This window comes from Rhizobium nepotum 39/7, from assembly GCF_000949865.1.
GTDB classification, from domain to species: Bacteria; Pseudomonadota; Alphaproteobacteria; order Rhizobiales; family Rhizobiaceae; genus Agrobacterium; species Agrobacterium nepotum.
In genome coordinates, this window is the sequence record NZ_JWJH01000008.1 from 1 (window position 1) to 21,415 (window position 21,415).

The window sequence follows — 21,415 nt, forward strand, 5'->3', positions numbered from 1 at the left end:
AGCGCAATGGCAATACCGCCGATGACCGTGATCAACAGCACGCCGCCGACGATGGCCAGCGTGTTGAAGATCGACTGGAAGAAGGCGGGATCGGTATAGAAATACTGGTAATTGAACAGACCCGCAAAGCTGACATTGGCGGGGTTGAGGAGATTGTAGTTCTGGAACGAAAACCACAAAGTCATCGCCAGGGGCACGATCATCCATACCAGAAGCAGCAGCACCGAAGGCGCAAGCATCACCCGCGCCAAACCGCTCGTGTTTCGTGTTGCCATTGCACTAACCTCCCCTTGGGCTCGGGCATTACGACATGCGCCCGGCATATCCGGAAGAACCGGCTCATTCTTGTTTTGATTCGAAAGGCTTAAAGGCCGCCGCATAGCTGGCGGCTAGCGACCGTAAGGTTCGCTGCCCGGCATTGACGCCGGGCAGCGATCTTCGGGAGGATTACTTGATGTAACCGGCGCGGGTCATTTCACGCGTCGCTGTCGACTGGGCGCCGGCAAGGGCATCGTCGACGCTGGACTGACCGGCAACGACCGCCGAGAACAACTGACCGACCGTGGTGCCGAGCGCCTGGAATTCAGGGATCGCCACGAATTGTCCACCCGTGTAAGGCACAGGCTTTACGGTCGGCTTGGTAATGTCGGCGGCATCCATGGCGGCAAGCGTCGGCTTGGCGAAGGCGGCTGCCTTTTCATAATCGGCGTTCTTGTAAAGCGAGGTGCGGGTGCCCGGAGGCACGTTTGCCCAGCCTTCCTTGGCAGCAACGAGCGTGGAGTAGTCCTTGCTGGTTGCCCAGGAGATGAACTTTTCAGCCGCATCCGCCTTCTTCGAGCTTTTCGGGATGGCGAGGTTCCACGACCACAACCAGTTGCCGTGGTTCTTCAGCTCGCCATGCGTCGGGAAGAGCGCATAGCCGACCTTGTCTGCAACCGTCGAGTCCTTCGGGTTGGACACGAAGGAAGCAGCCACCGTGGCGTCGATCCACATGCCGCATTTACCCTGCTGGAACAGCGTCAGGTTTTCGTTGAAGCCGTTGGAGGAAGCGCCCGACGGACCGGCATCCTTCATCAGATCCACATAAAACTGCAGGGAGCTTTTCCATTCCGGCTGATCGAACTGCGGTTTCCAGTTTTCATCGAACCAGCGGCCACCGAAGGAGTTGGTGAGCGCGCTGATGAAGGCCATATTCTCGCCCCAACCGGCCTTGCCGCGCAGGCAGATGCCGTTGATGTCGGTCTTGCGGTCGGTGATCTTACGGGCGGCGTCACCGATGAATTCCCAGGTCGGGTTATCCGGCATCTTCAGGCCGGCTTTTTCGAACAGGTCCTTGCGATACATGATCATGGCGGATTCACCGTAGAAGGGCGCCGCGTAAAGCTTGCCTTCGCTGGAAAGACCGCCGCGGATCGCCGGCAGAATGTCGTCCACATCGTATTTGTCGCCGAGCTTTTCGAGCGGCAGCAGCCAGCCCTGCTTGGCCCAGATCGGCACTTCATAGTTACCGATGGTCATGATGTCGTACTGACCGCCATTGGTGGCGATATCGGTCGTCACCCGCTCGCGCAGGACGTTTTCCTCAAGCGTGACCCATTCGACCTTGATGTCGGGGTTCTTGGTGGTGAAGTCGGAGGTCAGCCCCTGCATGCGGATCATGTCGCCGTTGTTGACGGTGGCGATGGTCAGCGTTTCAGCGGAGGCAAGGGTCGAAAAGGCGAGTGCCGAGCATGCGCCCAGCAAAATGGTCTTCAATGTCATATCTTCCTCCCAGAAGAAAATTGATGAGCATTCGCTTTGCTCTGGGGCATTTACTCACCTGTGAGCAAAAAAAGTCAAGCAACATCCTGTGCTGCAACGCACATGGAAAAATCAAGCCATTGATTTTGATGGATTAATTTTTGCTCAATGCGTGAGCAAATATTCACTTGTCGCCTCGTCGGTGATGAGGCCGTTCAAAAGACCGCCCCGTAGTGCCGCGAGAATCGAGGCATTCTTACGCGCCCCCTGCGCCATGCCGATGACCATGCAGGTCTGTCTTGACGGAATGGGAACGGAAGCGACACGCTCGTTGACGGAATGGTCGAGAATGCGGCCGTTGGCATCATACATCCAGCCGCAGATCTCGCCGACCGCACCGCTTGCCATCAGCGCCTTCATCTCGTCGACACCGAGAAAACCATCAACGCAGAGCGGCGCGTTTTCGCCGAGTTCGCCGACGCCGACAAAGGTGACATTGGCGGCAGCGCCGAGCGCCAGCGTGGAGCGCACCATGGATTGATCATGCAGCAACTCCCGCTCTTCCGCAGACGAGCAGAGAACCGGCAGCGGCATGGGAAAATGCCGCGCCTTGATGGCATCGGCCATGCTGAAGATGACGTTGTAATAAGCGGCCGATCCATCCGGCCCGATATTGCCTGTCAGTGAAACGATGCGGTGCTGCGGACATTCCATCGGCGGCAACTGGTCCACAGCCGCCTTCAGCGTGCGGCCGGTGCCGATGGCAAGCACGATGGGATCGGCGTTTTTCAGCCAGCGCTCGATTTCCGCCGCCCCGGCCTCGGCGATGCCGACAGTGGAAGAGACGCCGGCCGGATCGCTCGGTACCACGTCGATATATCCAAGATCGAATTTCTGCTTCAGCCGCTCCGCCTTCTCAAGACAAGCAGCGATGGGATGATCGAGCCGGACCTTGATCAGACGCTCGGCGACGGCCAGCGACACCAGACGCTGCGCCGACTGGCGGGATATGCCCATGGCGGCGGCGATCTCGTCCTGCGTTCGGCCCGCGACATAATAAAGCCAGCCCGCGCGTGCCGCATCGTCCAGCCGTCCATGTGCGTCGTTCCGTCTGGCCATGCCGCCGCCCTCTGAGAATTATGCGTTCAGCATTTGCTGGCATTTTTTTGCGTGGGCTGTCAAACGGGACGGACGCGGAAGGAGCGTGCGACAGACCGAAATCCTCGTGGTACGGAGGTGCAGCGCGTTTCTTCTCCCCGGCGGGGAGAAGGTGGCCCGAAGGGTCGGATGAGGGGGCAACGTTGCCGTATCTCGCTACCCTTGCCCCCTCATCCCGCTGCCGCGACCTTCTCCCCGGCGGGGAGAAGAAACAAGCGGTACCCGCTCGGTTCCTTATTAGCGCTTAGCCCGAAGCCAGCACCATCGTTCAAGCCGCTTCCTGCACCAGATGCCCCGCCGAGACCTCGCGGTAATGGCGCAGCGGCGGCACGTAATCCACCGGCCGGATCGGGCTCTTGATCTCGTCCGTCGCCATGTTGCGCCGGATCTGCCGCCGTGCCGGATCCGGCACCGGAACGGCCGACATCAGTTTTCTTGTATAGGGATGCTGCGGATTATCGAAGACGGCGGCGCGTGGGCCGATCTCCACGATCTCGCCGAGATACATGACCGCGACGCGATGGCTCACACGTTCCACCACGGCCATGTCATGGCTGATGAACAGGAATGCCAGATTGAGGCTCTGTTGCAGATCGAGCAGCAGGTTGCAGACCTGCGCCTTGATCGAAACGTCCAACGCCGACACCGCTTCATCAGCAACGATGACCTTGGGGTCGAGCATCAGCGAGCGGGCAATCGCGATGCGCTGGCGCTGGCCGCCGGAAAACTCGTGCGGGAAGCGCCGCATCATATCCGGGCTCAAGCCCACCTTTTCCATCAGGTCCGCCGCCTTTTCGCGTGCCTGCGGCTTTGGCCCAAGCCGGTGCTCGATGAAAGGCTCCATGATCGCCGTGCCAATGCTCATACGCGGATCGAGGCTGGCAAACGGGTCCTGAAAGATCATCTGCACACTGCGGCGCATGGTGCGCAACGTCGTCTTGTCGAGTTTCATCACCTCGTAACCGTCAAGCGTGACGTTGCCGGAGGTCGGTTCGATCAGCCGGGTGATCGACCGTCCGGTGGTGGACTTGCCGCAACCGGATTCACCGACCAGCGATAGCGTCTCGCCCTCAGCCAGATCGAAGGAAACCTTCTCCACCGCATGCACGGCGCCGGATTTGCGGCCGAAAAGACCGGAGCGGATATCGAAGCGGGTTGTCAAATCCTTGACCGAGAGAATGGGCGTACGACCGCCGGAGACCGTGTTCTTTACCTCCGCCACCGGCAGGCTCTCGCCGGTCTTGATATCGATGATCGGGAAACGGGCAGGCAGCACCCGCTCCTTCATCGAGCCGAGCTTCGGCACCGCCGAAAGCAGCGCTCGCGTATAGGGGTGGTGGCCGCGATGAAAGATGTCGTCCGTCGTGCCGGTTTCCACCACGTCGCCGCGGAACATGACGATGGTGCGGTCAGCCACTTCCGCCACCACGCCCATATCATGGGTGATGAACAGGACCGACATGCCCTCCTCTTCCTGCAATTGCTTGATGAGGTCGAGAATCTGGCCCTGAATGGTCACATCAAGCGCCGTCGTCGGCTCGTCGGCAATCAGCAGTTTCGGTTTGGAGGCAAGCGCCATGGCGATCATCACGCGCTGGCGCATACCGCCGGAAAACTGATGCGGATAATCGTCGAAACGGTTCTTCGCATTGGGAATGCGGACCTTTTCCAGAAGACGAATGACCTCGGCTTTCGCCACGGATGAGGAAATGTCCTGGTGCACGGTAAGCGCTTCGGCGATCTGCTTGCCGATCGGGAAGATCGGGTTGAGGCTGGTCATCGGTTCCTGGAAGATCATCGAGATGTCCTTGCCGCGAACCTTGCGCATCTCCTCCTCCGGCAGCGCCAGCAAATTGCGCCCGCCGAGCACGACCTTGCCCTCGATTTGGCTGGTTTTTTTATCGAGGAGCCGCATGATCGACAGCGATGTCACGCTTTTTCCCGAGCCGCTTTCGCCGACGATCGCCACCGTTTCGCGCGGCGCGATCTCGAAACTCATGTTGCGGACCACGGATTTCCAGCCGCCATCGACGCGGAAGGATGTGGTCAGATTTTCAACCGAAAGAACCGGGCTTACCGAACCGCCGGTCTGTTCCATTGATGTTGCCGCTAAAAGCATGCCGATCTCCTGAAAAGCGGAAGGCGGCCATGAAGGCCGCCGGATGTCTTACGCAGCAAGCGCGGTTTCGGCCATCTTGACCCAGTAGCTGATGCCGTATGGCAGCGCGTCGTCGTTGAAATCATAAGCCGCATTGTGCAGCCCGGCGGTATCGCCATTGCCGATGAAGATGAAGGCGCCGGGGCGCGATTCCAGCATGTAGGAGAAATCCTCCGCCCCCATATGCGGGTTGGGATTGGTGTTGACGGCGTTTGCACCCGCCACGCCCACCGCCACGCCGGTCGCAAATTCGGTCTCGTCGCTGTGGTTGAAGGTGACGGGATAACCGCGATCATATCTCACCTCGGCCGTCGCGCCATGCGCCATCGCGGTGGCGGTCGCCACTTCCTTCAGGCGTTTTTCGGCGAAATCGCGGGTTTCCGGCAGCAAGGTGCGCACCGTGCCAGTCAGCGTCACCGAGCCTGGAATGACGTTGCCCGCCGTGCCGCCATGGGTGGTGGCGACGGTGACGACGAGCGACTTCAACGGGTCCGTCTCCCGCGAGACGATGGATTGCAGCGCGATGATGATATAGGCCGAGGTCAGAACCGGGTCGATGGAGAGATGCGGCGCGGCCGCATGGCTGCCCTTGCCGGTAATCGTGATCTCGAACGCATCCGCCGCCGCCATGGTCGAGCCCTTGCGGATGGCGAAATTGCCGACGGGTATGCCCGGCTCGTTATGCATGCCATAGACCTGCGAAATACCGAATTTCTCCATCATGCCGTCGTTGAGCATGGCTAGCGCGCCTGCCCCGCCCTCTTCGGCCGGCTGGAAGATAACAGCGACGGAACCCTTGAAATTGCGGGTTTCCGCCAGATATTGCGCCGCACCCAAAAGCATCGCGATGTGGCCGTCATGGCCGCAGGAATGGGCCTTGCCGGGAACCTTGGAAGCCCATGGCTTGCCACTGGTTTCGAGGATCGGCAGCGCGTCCATATCGGAGCGGAAACCGATGGTCGGTCCGTCGCCGTGCCTGCCCTTGATGATGCCGACCACGCCGGTCTTGCCGATGCCGGTCTCGACGATATCGCATCCGAAGGATTTGAGTTTCTCGGCCACGAATTTCGAAGTTTCGAAGACGTCGTAGAGCAGCTCCGGCGTCTCGTGCAGGTGGCGCCTCCAGCCGGCAACGTCTTCCTGCATCTCGGCCACACGGTTCAATATCGGCATTCCCATTTTTCCTTTTTTTGTTCCCCGCCGGGTTGTCGGAGCCATATTGCGTTTGGAATTTCTGCTTTTGCAAGTATGAATTTTGCTGCCTGAGCGAAAAATAGGCCTAAAGGCGAATGGCACAAATTTTGTTCATCAATAAAAGTTTGGGGCTTGCTTTTCAAAAAAACTGACAATAGCATCACAGGGAATGGAGGAGTATTCCTTAGCAAAGTCAAATAGTTACAATAATAGACCTTGCGAATGACGACAGGAAAAGCGTCAAACATTCAAATAGATAAAATCAAAAAAGGGGAAAACCATAATGAAGAAGCGCAGCGTTCTCTTTGCCAGCACGGTGGCGGCCTTGGCTTTGGCAGGCTCTGCCGCCCATGCCGAGCGCGGCAGTGACGGCGAACTGAAAATCCTGTTCTGGCAGGCGGTATCGACACTCAATCCTTATCTTTCGGGCGGCACGAAGGAAATCTACAGCTCATCCATGGTGATCGAGCCGCTGGCGCGCTACGACGAAAAAGGCGAGCTGGTGCCGATGCTGGTGAGCGAAATTCCGACGGTCGACAATGGCGGCGTCGCGAAGGATCTGCTCAGCATGACGTGGAAGCTGAAGAGCGACGTCAAATGGTCTGATGGCACGCCCCTTACCGCTGACGACGTGATCTTCACCTGGAAATATTGCACCGCACCAGATGGCGGCTGCGCGCAGGCGGCGCAATATGAAGGCGTGAAAAACGTCGAGGCCATCGACGCCCATACCGTCAAGGTCAGCTTCACCGAACCGAAGCCCTACCCCTATTCCGCATTTGTCGGTGCGCAATCGCCCGTTATCCAGAAAAAACAGTTTGAAAAATGTATCGGTGCTGCCGCCCCTGGCTGCACATCCGCCAATTTCGGCCCCATCGGCACCGGCCCCTTCGTGGTCAAGGATTTCAAGCCGAACGACGTCATCAGCTACGTCGCCAACCCCAATTATCGTGATCCGGCCAAGCCGGCTTTCGCCACGGCGACCCTGAAGGGCGGCGGCGATGCGGCCTCCGCTGCGCGTGCCGTTCTTGAAACGGGTGAATTCGACTACGCCTGGAACATGCAGGTGGAACCGGAAATTCTGGCCACCATGATGGCCGCAGGCAAGGGCAAGCTGGAAACCGCCTTCGGCACGCAGGTCGAGCGTATCAATCTCAACTGGTACAATCCCGATCCTGCGCTGGGCGACAAGCGCTCCACCAAGGAGGGCGGTCCGCACCCGGCCCTTTCCGACCCGGCCGTGCGCCGTGCGCTCTCTCTCGCCATCGACCGCGACATCATCGATGAGACGGGTTATGGCGAGGCAGGCAAGCCGACCTGCAACATCGTGCCGGCCCCGGAGGCTGTCGCTTCGACGAAAAACGACAGCTGGTGCCTGAAGCAGGATCTGGAAGGTGCAAACAAGCTGCTGGACGATGCAGGCTGGGTGAAGGGCGCAGACGGCATCCGCGCCAAGAACGGCGTGAAACTCTCCTTCCTCTACCAGACCTCCACCAACTCCGTTCGTCAGGCAGCGCAGGAACTGGTGAAGGACATGTGGTCGCAGATCGGCGTCGCCTCCGAACTGCGCAATGTCAGCGCCTCGGTGTTCTTCGGCGGCGATCCGGCAAGCCCGGATACCTTCCAGAAATTTTATGCCGACGTTGAAATGTACACCAACAATTTCGACGGCACCGACCCGGAAAAATATCTGGCGGAATGGCTGTGCGACAAGATCCCCGCCCCCGCAAACGGCTGGCAGGGTCAGAATATTCCGCGTTATTGCAACCCGGAATTTGACAAGCTGGTGGGCGTGCTTTCCAAGACGACGGATTTCGCCAAGCGTGGGGAAATTGCCAAACAGCTGAACGACATGCTGACGGAGGAAGGCGCGCATATTCCGCTCATCCACCGCGGTAACGTTTCCTCGCATTCGCTAACGCTGGAAGGCGTGCGCATGAATGCCTGGGATTCTGAACTCTGGAACGTCGCGGACTGGTCCCGCAAGAAGTAACACGCAAATGCGCGGTCGCCCCTGACGGGTGGCCGCGCTCGTTTTGCGAGACTCTGACGGTCTGGAGACTTTCCGATGTTTACCTTTACGCTCCGGCGGCTTGCCTTTGCCGTACCGACGTTGCTCGTTATCAGCTTCGTCATCTTCGCCCTGCTCGATCTTGCGCCGAACGATCCGACCTTCGACCTGCCGTTGACCATTCCGCCCGAAGTGCGTGAGCAGATCCGCGCCTCCCTCGGCCTCGACCAGCCCTTCTTCATACGTTACCTGATGTGGCTGCAACAATTCTTCATCAACGAGCCGCTGAACCTGTTCGAACGGCTGACCGGCTGGCAGATCGGCGATGGTAACCGCATGCGCGTCCTGTCATGGGCGACGCGCAGCCCGGTGGTCGATCTGGTCGTCCAGCGCATGCCGCAGACGCTCTGGGTGGTCGGCCTCGCCTATCTTTTCGGTGCGCTTCTGGCGATCCCGATCGGCGTCATCTCCGCCTACAAGCAATATTCGATCTTCGACCAGATCGGCACCTTCGTCTCGATGGTCGGTTATTCGGTTCCGACCTTCTTCACCGGCGTGCTGCTGGTCGTCGTCTTCAGCTCCTGGCTGCAATGGTTCCCTTCCGTCTACGACACCAATCTGCAGGTGAGGGACTGGGGAAGTTTCGTGGCGCAGATCAAACAGATGTTCCTGCCGGTGCTGGTGCTGACCCTCTACAACGTCTCGCAGATCAGCCGCTTCGTGCGCGCCTCCATGCTCGACAATCTGCATCAGGACTATGTGCGCACCGCGCGTGCAAAAGGCGTGAAGGAAAAATCCGTACTGCTCGTTCACGTCCTGCGCAACAGCCTCATCCCGGTCGTCACCGTGATTGCGCTCGGCGTGCCGACGATCTTTTCAGGCGCCATCATCACCGAGCAGATATTCCGTGTGAACGGACTTGGCCAATTGCTGATAACAGCCGTTCAGGGTGCGGACATTCCGCTGGTACAGACGCTGACCTTCATTTTCGCGGTGCTTATCGTGCTCTTCAACCTGATTGCCGACGTGCTTTACGGCATTCTCGACCCGAGGATCCGCTATGACTGACGCCACCCTCGCAGCGCCAACCGTTGCCGCCACGCCCGTGCAATCGGCACTTGCCGATATCTGGAAGCAGTTCCGCGTCCACAAGGGTGGCGTGGTGGGACTGATCGTTTTTGTCTTCATTCTCTTTGCCGTCTATGTCGGCCCCTATATCCACACAGTTGCGCCAAACGTCATCAACGTGAAGGAACGCAACCAGTGGCCGTCGCTGACGCATCCCTTCGGCACCGACAATCTGGGCAAGGACATGCTGGCGCAGGTGCTGGCGGGGGGCCGTATCTCGCTTGCCGTCGGCATTACCGCCATGCTGCTGGCGCTGTTTCTCGGCACGCTGGTGGGGGTACTATCAGGCTATTTCCGCCAGCTGGACGGGCCGCTGATGCGGCTGACGGATCTGTTCCTGGCCTTGCCGCTGCTGCCGCTGCTGCTCGTCATCCTCCTGCTGTTCCGCGATACGCTGCGCGCGGCCTTCGGGCCGGAAACCGGCATCTTCATCCTCATCGTCTTCGTGATCGGGATAACGAGCTGGATGCATACCGCGCGCATCGTGCGCGGCGATGTGCTGACGATCAAAAGTCAGGAATTCATCATGGCGGCGAAATCGAGCGGCATGCGTGAGTATCGCATCATCATCAGGCACATTCTGCCGAATGTTCTGAGTTCGATCATGGTTTCGGCCACGCTCGGCATCGCCTCGGCGATCATCACGGAATCGGCGCTGTCCTTCCTCGGTCTTGGTTTTCCATCCGATTTCCCGACCTGGGGGCGGCTACTGTTCGACGGCGCCAACTTCCTGCAACTGACGCCCTCACGCGTTCTGTGGCCCGGACTGGCGATCTCGCTAACGGTTCTGAGCGTCAACTACATCGGCGACGCCGTGCGCGACGCGCTTGATCCAAGGGCGCTGAAAACGTGAGCGCCCTCCCTCATCCCTGTGCTCGTCACAGGGATCCAGCCAGCCCAAGTCCTTGGGCTGAAAAGACTCCTCCCGTCGCGCAGACGCGCGTCGGCTGGATTCCTGTGACGAGCACAGGAATGAGGTGGAGGGAATGCATCGGCACGTAAAAAACAGCGCACACTCCTAGTGATAATTCACCTTTTCCGCATCGAGAATGCTGTCTGCATCCAGTGCCGCAATCGAAATATCGCTGCGCGCGGGAATATCGCCGGAAAGCTGCAGTGCCAGATAACGTCCGCAGCAGACCCGCAGAAACGAGGTGAAGTTGCCGAGATCGTGCCCGGCATCAATCGACTCGTTATAAAGGTTGGCGATAAGCTGCACGCTGTTCATGCCGTCGCGGCGCGAAATCTCGTCCAGCGTCGTCCAGAAGAAGTTTTCAAGCCGGACACTGGTGACCATGCCGTCGATCCGCAAAGACCGCGTATGGCTTTCCCAAAGCGTCGGGTCTGCCTTGATGAAAAGCTTACACATGGTTTCCTCCCTCACCACGCTTAAAGGATAGACGGGAAACGGGGCAGGTAAAAGCCCCGTTCCGCCGGCCTTATTTGCCGAGCACCGCCATGAACTGCGAGAGCCATGCCGGATGGGCCGGCCACGCGGGCGCCGTCACCAGCTTGCCGTCGGTAACGGCCGCGTCGATGGCGATATCGGCATAGGTGCCGCCCGCCTGTTCCACCTCGGGGCGGCAGGCCGGATAGGCCGAGCAGGTGCGGCCTTTGAGGACGCCCGCAGCCGCCAGCAATTGCGCACCGTGGCAGACGGCGGCCACAGGCTTGTCAGCCTCGAAGAAATGCTTCACGGCGGCAAGTACATCCGCATTGAGCCGCAGATATTCCGGCGCGCGCCCGCCCGGAATGACCAGCGCATCGTAATCCGCAACCTTGATATCGGCAAAGGTGGCGTTGAGCGCGAAGTTGTGGCCGCGTTTTTCCGAATAGGTCTGGTCGCCCTCGAAATCATGAATGGCGGTGGCGATGGTCTGGCCCGCCTTTTTGCCGGGGCAGACGGCATGGACCGTGTGACCGACCGCAAGCAGGGTCTGGAACGGCACCATCGTCTCATAGTCCTCGGCGAAATCGCCGGTGATCATCAAAATCTTCTTCGGCATGTTTGCTCCTCCCGTTTTTGAATGCCTTGGGCACCGTAGCAGGGCGGGTGGAGATGCGGGTATTATGGCAATACTACAAGGCCGATAAAGACGGAATCAACGCCCTTGCGACGGCTCCGGCCAGCGCCGTACACCGCCGCCCCAATCCTCGAAGGCTTTGGAAAGCTTCAGGACGAGCAGATCCGCGTAGCGCGGGCCGACGATCTGCAAGCCGATGGGCATTCCGGATTTTGAAAAGCCGCAATTGATCGAGGATGCCGGCTGCTCGGACATGTTCCACGGGACGGTAAAGGCGATATGTTCGAAGGGCCGCTCGGGATCGTTGGTCGGCGAGGCCCAGTCGGCGGGATAGGAAACGATGGGATTGACGGGTGAAATCACCACATCAACCGTTTGCATCAACCGCCCGCAGGCCTTGCGCATTTCCATGGTCTGGTTGAAACCGAAAGCGGCACGCGCGCCGGAGACATTCGCGCCCCTTTCCGCCCATTCGTGAATATAGGGAAGGATCGCGGCACGGCGATCCGCACTCAATGCCGCCATATCGCCCCAGAATTTCGCCCGCCAGAAATCATCCAGCCCGTCCAGCATGTCCCGCGTCAGCACCGGCTCGACTGGGATGACGGTGGCCCCTGCCTCCTCAAACAGTTTCGCGGCGGAGAGCACGGCGTCGCGCACTTCCTCCTCCAGAGCCAAGCCGCAGCCGGCATCCAGCATCAGGCCGATCTTCAGGCCCTTCACGTCGATATCGAGGTCCATCCAGTCTATATCGTTCGGCGGCAGAGCGGTGCCGTCACGCCAGTCCGGGCGGGAAAGGGTGGCCATCGCATAGGCGGCATCGACAACGGTACGGGTCATCGGCCCGGCGCAGCGGCCGGTATAATAGGGATCGACGGGTATGCGGCCCTGGCTGGGCTTGAAGCCGAACAGCCCCGTCCATCCGGCCGGCAGCCGCACCGAGCCGCCAATATCCGTGCCGATATGCAGCGTGCCGTAACCCGCAGCACCGGCAGAGGCAGCACCGGCGCTGGAGCCGCCGGGATTCTGTGTTGGGTCCCACGGGTTGCGGCTGAGCTTGTGGAAACTGGAAAGGCCTGATGACAACATGCCGTAATCAGGGCAGGTCGTCTTGGCATAAAGGATCGCACCGTCCTCGCGGCAGCGGGCGGCCACCGGCGCGTCTTCCAGTGCAGGCACCAGTTCCACCGCCTTGGTGCCGAGCGGAACCGGTTGGCCTTTGGTGGCGATCAGTTCCTTCAGCGACACCGGAATCCCATCGAGAGCCCCGAGCGTTTCGCCTTTTTGCCAGCGCTCCGTCGAGGCCAGCGCCTGTTTGCGGGCATCCTCCGGATCATAGGCGTAAAGCGCGTTCACCGTTGGCTCGAAAGCGTCGATGCGGGCCTCCACCGCCTGCCAATATTCCGATGGCGACAATTTTTTATCGCGGTAAAGCGCCAGAATTTCGAGCGTGTTGAGGTATATGAGATCGGTCATGGCATCGTCTCGTCAAAAAAACAGGAAATATCGACGGCAAAGTTCTGAAGCGGTCAGCTCGTATCGCGCGGGTCGAGCAGATCGCGCAGGCCGTCGCCAAGAAGATTGAGGCCGAAGACAGCGAGTGCAATCGCAAGGCCGGGCATGATGGCGAGCCACGGCGCTGTACCGAGATAGGTCTGCGCATCCGCAAGCATCCGCCCCCATGTGGCAGCCGGAGGCGGCATGCCGAGACCGAGAAACGAAAGCCCCGCTTCGGTGAGGATCGCAAGCCCGAGCTGGATCGTCACCTGCACGATGATCTGGTTGGAAATATTCGGCACGATATGGAAAAGCGTGATCTTCGTGCGGTTCTGGCCGATGCTGGTGGCAGCGGTGATATATTCCCGCGACCATATCTGCAGGGCCGCCCCCAGCGTCAGCCGGGCAAAGACAGGCACCATGAAGGTGGCGATCGCGATGATGGCGGTAAACCGCCCCGTACCGATGAAGGCGCCGAGCATCATGGCCGACAGGATCGGCGGCAAGGCAAAAATGATATCGCAGATGCGCATCACCACGGTTTCGGTGAACCCCCGCAAGGCTGCGACGGAAACACCGACGGCAGTACCGATAAGAGCACCGATGGCGACGGCAGCAATGGAGGTGGAGAGCGAATTCCACGCCCCGGCCATCAGCATGGAGAGAACGTCGCGGCCGAAATGGTCAGTACCGAGACCGCCATAAACAAACGGCGATTTCAGCTTCTGGACGATCTGCATCTTTGTGGGTGACACGGGCGTCCAGACCAGCGAGATCAACGCGACAGCGACCAGGAAAGCGGTGACGGCGATGCCAAGGACGAAGGCTGGGCGGCGGCGGATCAGTCGCATCATCGTGCACCTGCCCGCAGTCTCGGATCAATGAAGAGATAGGCGATATCGACCAGAAAATTCATGACGATGACGAGCGCCGAGAAGAACAGTACGACGGACTGCATGACGACGATATCCCGCTGCGTCAGCGCCTGAAAAGCGAGCCGCCCAAGACCCGGCAGGTTGAAGACATTTTCCACCAGAACGGCCCCGGCAATCAGGAAGGTGAATTGCAGACCGATCATGGTGACAACGGGGATCATGGCGTTCGGTACCGCATGCCGCCACAGCGCCACCCGTTCGCTCAAGCCCTTGGCCCGGGCGGTGCGCACAAAATCCTCGTTCATTACCTCAAGTACTGCCGAACGGCAGACGCGGGTGAGAACACCTGCCTGCGACAGCGCAAGGGCAATGGCGGGAAGAATGAGCGCCACAAGCCCCGCCGAGAAACTCGGACGCCAGCCGGGAAAACCGCCTGATGGCAGCCAGCCGAGCGTGGTGGAAAAGACGATGATGAGCAGAAGCCCAACCCAGAAACCGGGCACGGCAATGCCGACATGGGAAAACAGCCCGGCTGCGAAATCCACCGGCCCGTTACGGCTTCTGGCCGCTGCCACACCGAGCGGAATGGCGATGGCGACCGAAAGGCAGACTGCGAGCAGGGCAAGCGGCAGGGTGACGGCAAGCCGTTCGACAATCAACCCCGCCACCGGCACGCCGTAAGTGTAGGATTGCCCAAGATCACCCCGGAACACGCCGACGAGCCAGTGGATGTAACGCAATGGCAGGGGCTGATCGAGACCCATCTGCTTTTGCAGCGCGAGAAGCGTATCGGGGCTTGCCGACGTGCCGAGCATGATGGCCGCCGGATCCCCCGGCAGCAGCCCCATGATGATGTATATGATGAGCGACACCGCAAACAGCGTGACGATGAGGCTTGCAAGGCGCCGGATGAGAACGGCTAACATCTGGCATCTTCTCCTTGCGCGGTTTCGCTGCCGAACATGGCAGATGAAGTTGTCGTCTTCCTGCGCAAATCTCTCCTCATTCCCGTGCCCGTCACGGGAATCCAGTCGACGCGCGTCTGCGCGGCGGAGAGAGACCTATCAGCCCAAGGACTTGGGCTGGCTGGATTCCTGTGACAAGCACAGGAATGAGGGTAGGAGTGCGCCTCGCCATTCACGACAAACGTCACTCTTCCCAATGCACATCCGTCAGGACATTCGAGGGAATAGGCTCGTTTTCCCACAACCCCTTCACCTTCTTGTCCCACACACCGAGTTTCGGCATGACGAAGAGGTAGAGCGCGGGTACATCTTCCGCGAGGATTTTCTGGGCGTCGCCATAAAACGCTTCCTGCTCGGCGGCATCAGCCGTCTTTTCGACGCTGGTGATGACCTCGTTGAAGGCCGGGTTCTTGTAGTTGAAGTAGTAGGGATCGCGCGCATAGATATCGATATCCATCGGTTCGGCATGGGCGACGATGGTCATGTCGTAATCCGCGCCTTTGAGAACATCCGCCACCCATTTCGCCGGAAATTCCGTGGTTTCGATGGTCATCGTCACGCCGATTTCGGCCAGCATAGCCTGCAGGATTTGCGAGGTGCGCTGAGCATAGGCCATCTGCGGCGCCTTGATGGTGAAGCTGAATCCGTCAGGATAACCGGCCTCGGCAAGAAGCGCCTTCGCCTTGTCGATATCGTAAGGATGCACGCCGGTCATATCGACGTAACCACGATCGTTCGGGGTGTAATGGCTGCCAATGGCAGTGCCGAAGCCGGACCATGCACCTTCAATCACCGTGCCGCGATCCACCGCCATCATCAGCGCCTGGCGCACGCGCTTGTCATTGAAGGGTTTGCGGGCATTGTTCATGCCGGCCACGACCTTCAGTTCGGTATTACCGACGAAGGTGCCGAGGCGCGCATCACCGTCGAAGGAGGTCATCAGTTCCGGTGCACCGAATTCTGGAAAGGCATCGATATCACCGGATTTCAGCGCTGCCGCCTGCGCCTGCGGATCGGAAACGAAGCGGAAGGTCGCCTTCTCAAGCTTCACCGCGACCGCCTTGTCCCAATAGGCCGCGTTCTTCTCCAGATCCACCTTGTCGCCCTTGGCCCAGTTCACGAATTTGAACGGGCCGGTACCGATGGGTGTTGTGCGGTTATTGTCGGCGCTTTTTGGCGCGACCATGACGGAAGCCGGCCAGCCGAGCCAGTAGATCAGGCTACCCGCCGGCTGCTTCAGTTTCAGCACCAGCGTCGCCGCATCCGGCGCTTCGATACTGTCTATGGCGGTAAAGAAACGTTTTTGCGGGTTTACGGACGTTTCGCCGCGCGCCCGGTCGAGCGCAAATTTTGCAACGGAGGAATCGAAAACCTCGCCGTCGTGGAAAATAACGCCATTGCGCAGCTTGAAGGTATAGGTCTTGCCATCGGCTGAAATTTCCCAGCTTTCGGCAAGCTGCGGTCTCACCTTGCCGTCATGGCCGATGGTGACGAGACCTTCGAATATGTTCTGCCAGGTCACCTGACCGATGGCGACGGGTGCTGCAATGGTCGGGTCAAGACCGGTCGGCTCCACCGTCATGCCAAGCGTCAGGGCGGTCTTCGGCGCAGCCTCGGCATCCGTCATCGAAAGCGGCATCCAGAGCGCCGTCCCCAGTGCAAGCATGAGCGCGGCACGCCGCGTCACTGTCAGCGGTTGCGAAAAATAAGTGCGTGGCATCATTGTCCCCTGTCTGGCGGCCGAGGCATTTTTGCCTTTTGAAGACCACCCGTTGCAAAAAGAGTGTCATGTTGCAGGCGCACACACAATCTTGATTTTTGTGTGCTCCGTGTAGCTGAAATGGCTACACGGAAATGCGGATGGAAATCAACCTGGACGGACAATTCTCCAGGCGGGCGAGTTCCCCCCTACTCCGCTGTCGCCTCACGCATGAAACGTTCGATGAAATCCGCTAGCTTGGAGGCGGCGAAAGACAATTGCCTGTCGGGCGCGATGCAGAGATCGATCTGGGTATGGATGCCTTTCTTGCCGGAAAGCGGAACGGCGACCATCTGGCCGCTGCGGATTTCGCGCGCGACCGAAAGCGCCGGCAGCAGTGTGGCGGCAGCGTGGCCCAGCACCAGCTCCTTCAGCATTTCCAGCGAACTTGTGATGAAGACGGGATCAAGCTCGATGCCGGCATCGGTAAACAGCGTATCGAAAGCCTGGCGTGCCGCGAAGCTCTTGTCCGGCAGGGCAAGCGGCAGGCTGGCCAATTCCTTCAACGAGACTTCCGCCTGCGCGGCAAGCGCATGGCCGGCGGGGAAAATCGCATCGTAGCTGATGCGGGTGCGCGAGCGTACCTTCACCCCGGAGACCTTCGCGGCGAAAAGGCTGACGACCAGATCCGCTTCGGCTGCACCCAGTGCTTCCATCGCCTGGCGTGCGCTGGTGATATGGACCTCGAAACGCAGCTGCGGATATTTGAGGCTGAACTGCGCCAGCACCGGCGCCAGAAGGTTCGCCACCGTCGCACCATTGGCATAAACGGTGACCCGGCCGCGCTGCAGCCCCTTCAAATCGTCGATCAGTTGATGAACGTGGTCGAGTTCGCGCAGCGTCTTTCCGGCCCGCGCGGCGAGCAATTCTCCCGCCGCCGTCAGCTTCACGCCACGGCTGGATCGCTCCACCAGCGGCGAGCCGAAATAATATTCGAGGTTCTCGATCTGGCGGCTGACAGCCGTCGGCGCGACATTCAGGTTTTCCGCCGCAGCACGCATGGAATTGGTGCGGACCAGTTCGTCGAAATACATCAATGCGCGCAATTGCATGGTCTGGATACCTTGTTCGGATATGCCTGCGTGGCGGCCCACCATATCACCGTCGGGTCGCGAGAGAATACCGGGACCTTGTCCGTCATAGCGTATGTAGAGCGGGAGGGCGCCTCTTGTTTCTTCTCCCCGCCGGGGAGAAGGTCGTGGCAGCGGGATGAGGGGGCGAGGCCAAAGATATGCGGAGAGCTTGCCCCCTCATCTGACCCTTCGGGCCATCTTCTCCCCGCCGGGGAGAAGAAACATGCCACAACGCCGCACCCTCAAGCGCGCTTAAAACCCTCGCTCGCCACCAGCAGCTGCCTGGTATAATCAGCCGTAAACTCACGGCTTTCCAGCGCCTCGGCCTCCAGCATTTCCACCACCTTGCCGCTTTTCATCACCGCCAGACGATCACACATATGGCTGATGACGCCGAGATCGTGGCTGACCATGACGAAGGTGAGGTTGCGGTCCTTGCGGGCCTGTTCCAGCAGGTTGAGGATTTCCGCCTGAATGGAAGCGTCTAGCGCCGAAGTCGGCTCGTCCAGCAGCAGGATTTTCGGCTCCACGATCAGCGCGCGGGCAATGGCGATGCGCTGCCGCTGGCCGCCGGAAAGCTGGTGCGAATAGCGGAAGCGAAAACCGGTACCGAGGCCCACCTCGTCCAGCGCGCGCGCAATACGCTGCTCGCGATTGTCGAGACCATGGATGACCAATGGCTCGAGCAGCAGCGCATCCACCGTCTGGCGGGGGTGAAGGGAACCGTAAGGATCCTGGAACACCATCTGCACATCGCTATAGAAGCTTTTGTCGCGGTGTTTGCTCGAATAGGAACGCCCGGCCACCATCAACGAACCTTCATCGAAATGGTTGAGGCCGGCAACGGCCCTGAGCAAGGTCGACTTGCCGGAACCGGATTCGCCGACGATACCGAAGGATTCACCTTCGGTCACATCGATGCTGACGCTGTCGAGCGCGATATATCCGTCGAAATCGACCACCATGTCTCGGATAGAAAGAACCGTGCTCATGCGCGCCACTCCGCCTTGCGTTCCAGAACCGGCAGCGGATGCCGGTGGCCGCCGATTTCCGGCAGGCAGTTCAGCAAGCCCTGCGTATAGGGATGCTTCGCCTCCTTCAGATTGGCCGACGACAGCTCCTCCACCACCTTGCCGGCATACATGACCAGAACGCGGTCGCAGAAGGACGATACCAGCCGCAGATCGTGGCTGACGAAAATCAGCCCCATGCCGCGATCGCGCACCAGCTTGTCGAGAATGTCGAGCACTTCGAGCTGAACGGTCACATCAAGCGCCGATGTCGGCTCGTCGGCGATCAGCAGTTCCGGGCCGCAGACCAGCATCATGGCGATCATGACGCGCTGGCCCATGCCGCCGGAAACTTCGTGCGGGTAAAGATCGAACACGCGCTCGGGATCGCGGATCTGCACCGCCTCCAGCATGGCGAGCGTGCGCTGGCGCGCCTCGCTGGAGCCGATGTTTTCATGGGTGCGCAGCGTTTCCATGATCTGGCGGCCGATGGGCATGACCGGGTTCAGCGAATATTTCGGATCCTGCAGGATCATGGCCATGCGCTTGCCGCGCATGAGCCGCCTTTCCTTGGCCGAAGCGCTGAGAAGATCGATATCGCCGAAGCGCAACACATCGGCTTCGATGCGGGCGCTCTTCGGCGTCAGCCCCATGATGGCGCGGCCGGTCTGCGATTTTCCGGAGCCGGATTCGCCGACGATACCCAGGCGTTCGCGTCCCAGCGTGAAGGAGACGCCGCGCACGGCCTCAACCAGCCCGGTGCGGGTGGGGAAGGAAACGCGGAGATTCTGGACGGTCAGAAGCGGCGCACTCATTGGTTTGCCTCCTTCGGGTCCAGCGCATCGCGCAGCCCGTCGCCCAGGAGGTTGAACCCTAGGCTGACGATCAGGATCGCCACGCCCGGCATGGCCGCAACCCACCATTGATCGAGAATGAACCGGCGGCCGGAGGCGATCATCGCGCCCCATTCCGGCAGCGGCGGCTGCGCGCCAAGGCCAAGGAAGCCGAGACCGGCGGCGGTGAGGATAATACCCGCCATATCGAGCGTGACACGCACAATGAGCGACGACATGCAAAGCGGCATGACGTGTTTCAGGACGATGCGGAAGGGCGACGCCCCCATGAGCTTGACCGCCGCGATGAAATCGGAGTTGCGGAAGGTCATGGTTTCGGCGCGCGCGATGCGCGCATAGGGCGGCCACGAGGTAACTGCGATGGCAAGCACCGCGTTTTCGATGCCCGGCCCAAGTGCCGCCACCAGCGCCAGCGCCAGAACCAGCTTCGGAAAGGCAAGGAAGATATCGGTAATGCGCATCAGAACGGCATCCACCCAGCCGCCGGCATAACCCGAGACTGTGCCAACGATGAGCCCGACGGGTGCGGCGATGATGGCCACCAGAAGCACCACAAACAGGGTCAGCCGCGAACCGTGGATGAGGCGCGAGAGAATATCGCGGCCCTGATCGTCGGTGCCGAGCAGATAACCCGCAGTGCCGGGCGGCAGAAGCCGGGCATTGCGCAGATCGCCCTGCACCGGATTATGCGGCGCCAGCACATTGGCAAACAGCGCGACGAACAGCAGCGCGACGATGATGCCAAGGCCAAGCAGCGCCAGCCGGTTTTCCGAAAACCGCCGCCAGATGACGTAGGCACGGCCAAGACGCGCCTGTTTGCGCGAGGCCGGCCGGTCGGAGAGCAGCCATTCGCGGCTGTAGGGTTTGAGTGTGTCGGTTGAAATCGTCATCGGCTGCGCGTCCTTGGGTCGAGCGTCCGGTAAAGCAGATCGGAGAAAAGATTGATGCCGACGAAGATGGCGCCAATCACGATCGTGCCGCCGAGAACGGCATTCATATCCGCATTCTGCAGGGAATTGGTGATGTAGAGGCCAAGCCCCGGCCATGCGAAGATGGTTTCGGTCAAAACCGAACCTTCCAGCAGACCGGCGTAAGACAGCGCAATCACGGTCACCAGCGGCACGGCGGCGTTGCGCAGCGCGTGGAACCAGATGATGCGCGTTTCCGAAAGTCCCTTGGCGCGCGCCGCGACGATATATTCCTGGCTAAGCTCGTTCAGCATGAAGGAACGCGTCATGCGGCTGATATAGGCCAGCGAAAAATAACCGAGCAGGGAGGCGGGCAGAATGATGTGGCGGAACAGATCCCACAACACGTCCCATTGCCGCTGCCAGACAGCGTCGATCAGGAAGAAACCCGTGATCGGCGTGAAGGTGAATTCGTAGACGATATCCATCCGGCCGGGATAGGCGACCCATTGCAGCCGGGCGTAAAACACCAGGAGTGCGAGCAGCCCGAGCCAGAAGATCGGCACGGAATAACCGATGAGGCCGATGACGCGTACGACCTGGTCGGCAAAGCTGCCGCGCTTGACGGCGGCGAGAACGCCGAGCGGAATGCCGAAGATGGCCCCGATGATGGTGCCGAGTGTGGCAAGCTCGATCGTGGCCGGGAAAACCCGCTTGATATCCTCCATCACCGGGTTGGTGGTGAGGACGGAGATGCCGAAATCACCCGAAAGCGCCTGCTTCAGGTAATAAAAGAACTGCTGCCAGAGCGGCAGGTTGAGGCCGAGCTGCTCGCGCACGCGCTCCACCACATGGGCAGGCGCACGGTCGCCGACGATCGCCAGCGCGGGATCGATCGGAATGACACGGCCAATGAAAAATGTGACCGCCATCAGACCCAGAAAGGTGGTGATGACGGTAATGGCGAAGCCGAGAACGGCTTTTACGCGGGCGTTGGCACGGCGTTTGCCGTGCCTCGCCTTGCTGTTTGCTTCAACGGTGCTCAAGGGATCAATCCTTCC

Annotated in this window: 18 protein-coding genes and 1 pseudogene; 3 read left to right on the forward strand and 16 right to left on the reverse strand. The window is 60.1% G+C overall.

What is annotated here, in order from left to right; all coding sequences use genetic code 11:
• From RS75_RS09960 to RS75_RS09980, 5 genes and pseudogenes are all read right to left on the reverse strand, one after another.
• Positions 1 to 275: pseudogene (locus tag RS75_RS09960) on the reverse strand (sugar ABC transporter permease); the annotation flags it as partial.
• A gap of 172 nt (positions 276 to 447) precedes the next feature.
• The gene (locus tag RS75_RS09965) at positions 448 to 1,761 is read right to left on the reverse strand and encodes an ABC transporter substrate-binding protein (protein ID WP_045019897.1); all 1,314 of its coding nucleotides are present in this window, start codon (positions 1,759 to 1,761) and stop codon (positions 448 to 450) included.
• 144 nt (positions 1,762 to 1,905) lie between these two features.
• Positions 1,906 to 2,859 (reverse strand): sugar-binding transcriptional regulator, encoded by a 954-nt coding sequence (locus tag RS75_RS09970; RefSeq protein WP_045019899.1) that lies wholly within the window; start codon positions 2,857 to 2,859, stop codon positions 1,906 to 1,908.
• 307 nt (positions 2,860 to 3,166) lie between these two features.
• Positions 3,167 to 5,017, reverse strand: coding sequence for an ABC transporter ATP-binding protein (locus tag RS75_RS09975; RefSeq protein WP_045019900.1), 1,851 nt, complete (start codon positions 5,015 to 5,017; stop codon positions 3,167 to 3,169).
• 48 nt (positions 5,018 to 5,065) lie between these two features.
• On the reverse strand, positions 5,066 to 6,229 hold the full coding sequence (locus RS75_RS09980) for a M20 aminoacylase family protein (RefSeq protein WP_045019902.1): 1,164 nt from the start codon (positions 6,227 to 6,229) through the stop codon (positions 5,066 to 5,068).
• A gap of 304 nt (positions 6,230 to 6,533) precedes the next feature.
• Between RS75_RS09980 and RS75_RS09985 the strand changes: the two genes are divergently transcribed.
• The 3 genes from RS75_RS09985 (at position 6,534) to RS75_RS09995 (ending at position 10,242) form a co-directional block, all read left to right on the forward strand.
• Positions 6,534 to 8,243 (forward strand): peptide ABC transporter substrate-binding protein, encoded by a 1,710-nt coding sequence (locus tag RS75_RS09985; protein WP_045019905.1) that lies wholly within the window; start codon positions 6,534 to 6,536, stop codon positions 8,241 to 8,243.
• Between the two features lie 75 nt (positions 8,244 to 8,318).
• Positions 8,319 to 9,329, forward strand: a complete 1,011-nt coding sequence (locus RS75_RS09990; RefSeq protein WP_045019907.1) for an ABC transporter permease — start codon at positions 8,319 to 8,321, stop codon at positions 9,327 to 9,329.
• Positions 9,322 to 10,242, forward strand: a complete 921-nt coding sequence (locus RS75_RS09995; RefSeq protein WP_045019909.1) for an ABC transporter permease — start codon at positions 9,322 to 9,324, stop codon at positions 10,240 to 10,242. The genes RS75_RS09990 and RS75_RS09995 overlap by 8 nt, the downstream gene beginning before the upstream one ends.
• Before the next feature lie 165 nt (positions 10,243 to 10,407).
• Here RS75_RS09995 and RS75_RS10000 read toward each other — a convergent pair whose 3' ends face one another.
• The 11 genes from RS75_RS10000 to RS75_RS10050 form a co-directional block, all read right to left on the reverse strand.
• Positions 10,408 to 10,758 carry a ribbon-helix-helix domain-containing protein gene (locus RS75_RS10000; RefSeq protein WP_045019911.1) on the reverse strand — a complete coding sequence of 117 codons (351 nt, stop codon included), beginning with the start codon at positions 10,756 to 10,758 and terminating at the stop codon, positions 10,408 to 10,410.
• A gap of 70 nt (positions 10,759 to 10,828) precedes the next feature.
• Positions 10,829 to 11,395: a DJ-1/PfpI family protein gene (locus RS75_RS10005; protein WP_003499036.1), complete on the reverse strand. Its 567-nt coding sequence runs from the start codon at positions 11,393 to 11,395 to the stop codon at positions 10,829 to 10,831.
• Positions 11,396 to 11,491: 96 nt separating this feature from the next.
• Positions 11,492 to 12,889: an amidase gene (locus RS75_RS10010; RefSeq protein WP_045019914.1), complete on the reverse strand. Its 1,398-nt coding sequence runs from the start codon at positions 12,887 to 12,889 to the stop codon at positions 11,492 to 11,494.
• Between the two features lie 53 nt (positions 12,890 to 12,942).
• Complete coding sequence (locus RS75_RS10015; RefSeq protein WP_045019916.1) at positions 12,943 to 13,764, reverse strand: ABC transporter permease; 822 nt, start codon at positions 13,762 to 13,764, stop codon at positions 12,943 to 12,945.
• Complete coding sequence (locus RS75_RS10020; protein ID WP_045019918.1) at positions 13,761 to 14,711, reverse strand: ABC transporter permease; 951 nt, start codon at positions 14,709 to 14,711, stop codon at positions 13,761 to 13,763. The genes RS75_RS10015 and RS75_RS10020 overlap by 4 nt, the downstream gene beginning before the upstream one ends.
• Before the next feature lie 223 nt (positions 14,712 to 14,934).
• A complete protein-coding gene (locus RS75_RS10025) occupies positions 14,935 to 16,470 on the reverse strand; it encodes an ABC transporter substrate-binding protein (protein WP_084686761.1) in 1,536 nt (511 codons plus the stop codon).
• A 188-nt stretch (positions 16,471 to 16,658) separates the two neighbouring features.
• A complete protein-coding gene (locus RS75_RS10030; RefSeq protein ID WP_045020199.1) occupies positions 16,659 to 17,561 on the reverse strand; it encodes a LysR family transcriptional regulator in 903 nt (300 codons plus the stop codon).
• A 263-nt stretch (positions 17,562 to 17,824) separates the two neighbouring features.
• The gene (locus RS75_RS10035) at positions 17,825 to 18,574 is read right to left on the reverse strand and encodes an ABC transporter ATP-binding protein (protein WP_045019922.1); all 750 of its coding nucleotides are present in this window, start codon (positions 18,572 to 18,574) and stop codon (positions 17,825 to 17,827) included.
• Complete coding sequence (locus tag RS75_RS10040) at positions 18,571 to 19,407, reverse strand: ABC transporter ATP-binding protein (protein ID WP_045019924.1); 837 nt, start codon at positions 19,405 to 19,407, stop codon at positions 18,571 to 18,573. Before RS75_RS10040 ends, RS75_RS10035 begins: the two co-directional genes overlap by 4 nt.
• Complete coding sequence (locus tag RS75_RS10045) at positions 19,404 to 20,336, reverse strand: ABC transporter permease (protein ID WP_045019926.1); 933 nt, start codon at positions 20,334 to 20,336, stop codon at positions 19,404 to 19,406. The genes RS75_RS10040 and RS75_RS10045 overlap by 4 nt, the downstream gene beginning before the upstream one ends.
• The gene (locus RS75_RS10050) at positions 20,333 to 21,400 is read right to left on the reverse strand and encodes an ABC transporter permease (RefSeq protein WP_045019928.1); all 1,068 of its coding nucleotides are present in this window, start codon (positions 21,398 to 21,400) and stop codon (positions 20,333 to 20,335) included. The genes RS75_RS10045 and RS75_RS10050 overlap by 4 nt, the downstream gene beginning before the upstream one ends.
• Positions 21,401 to 21,415: the final 15 nt, after the last annotated feature.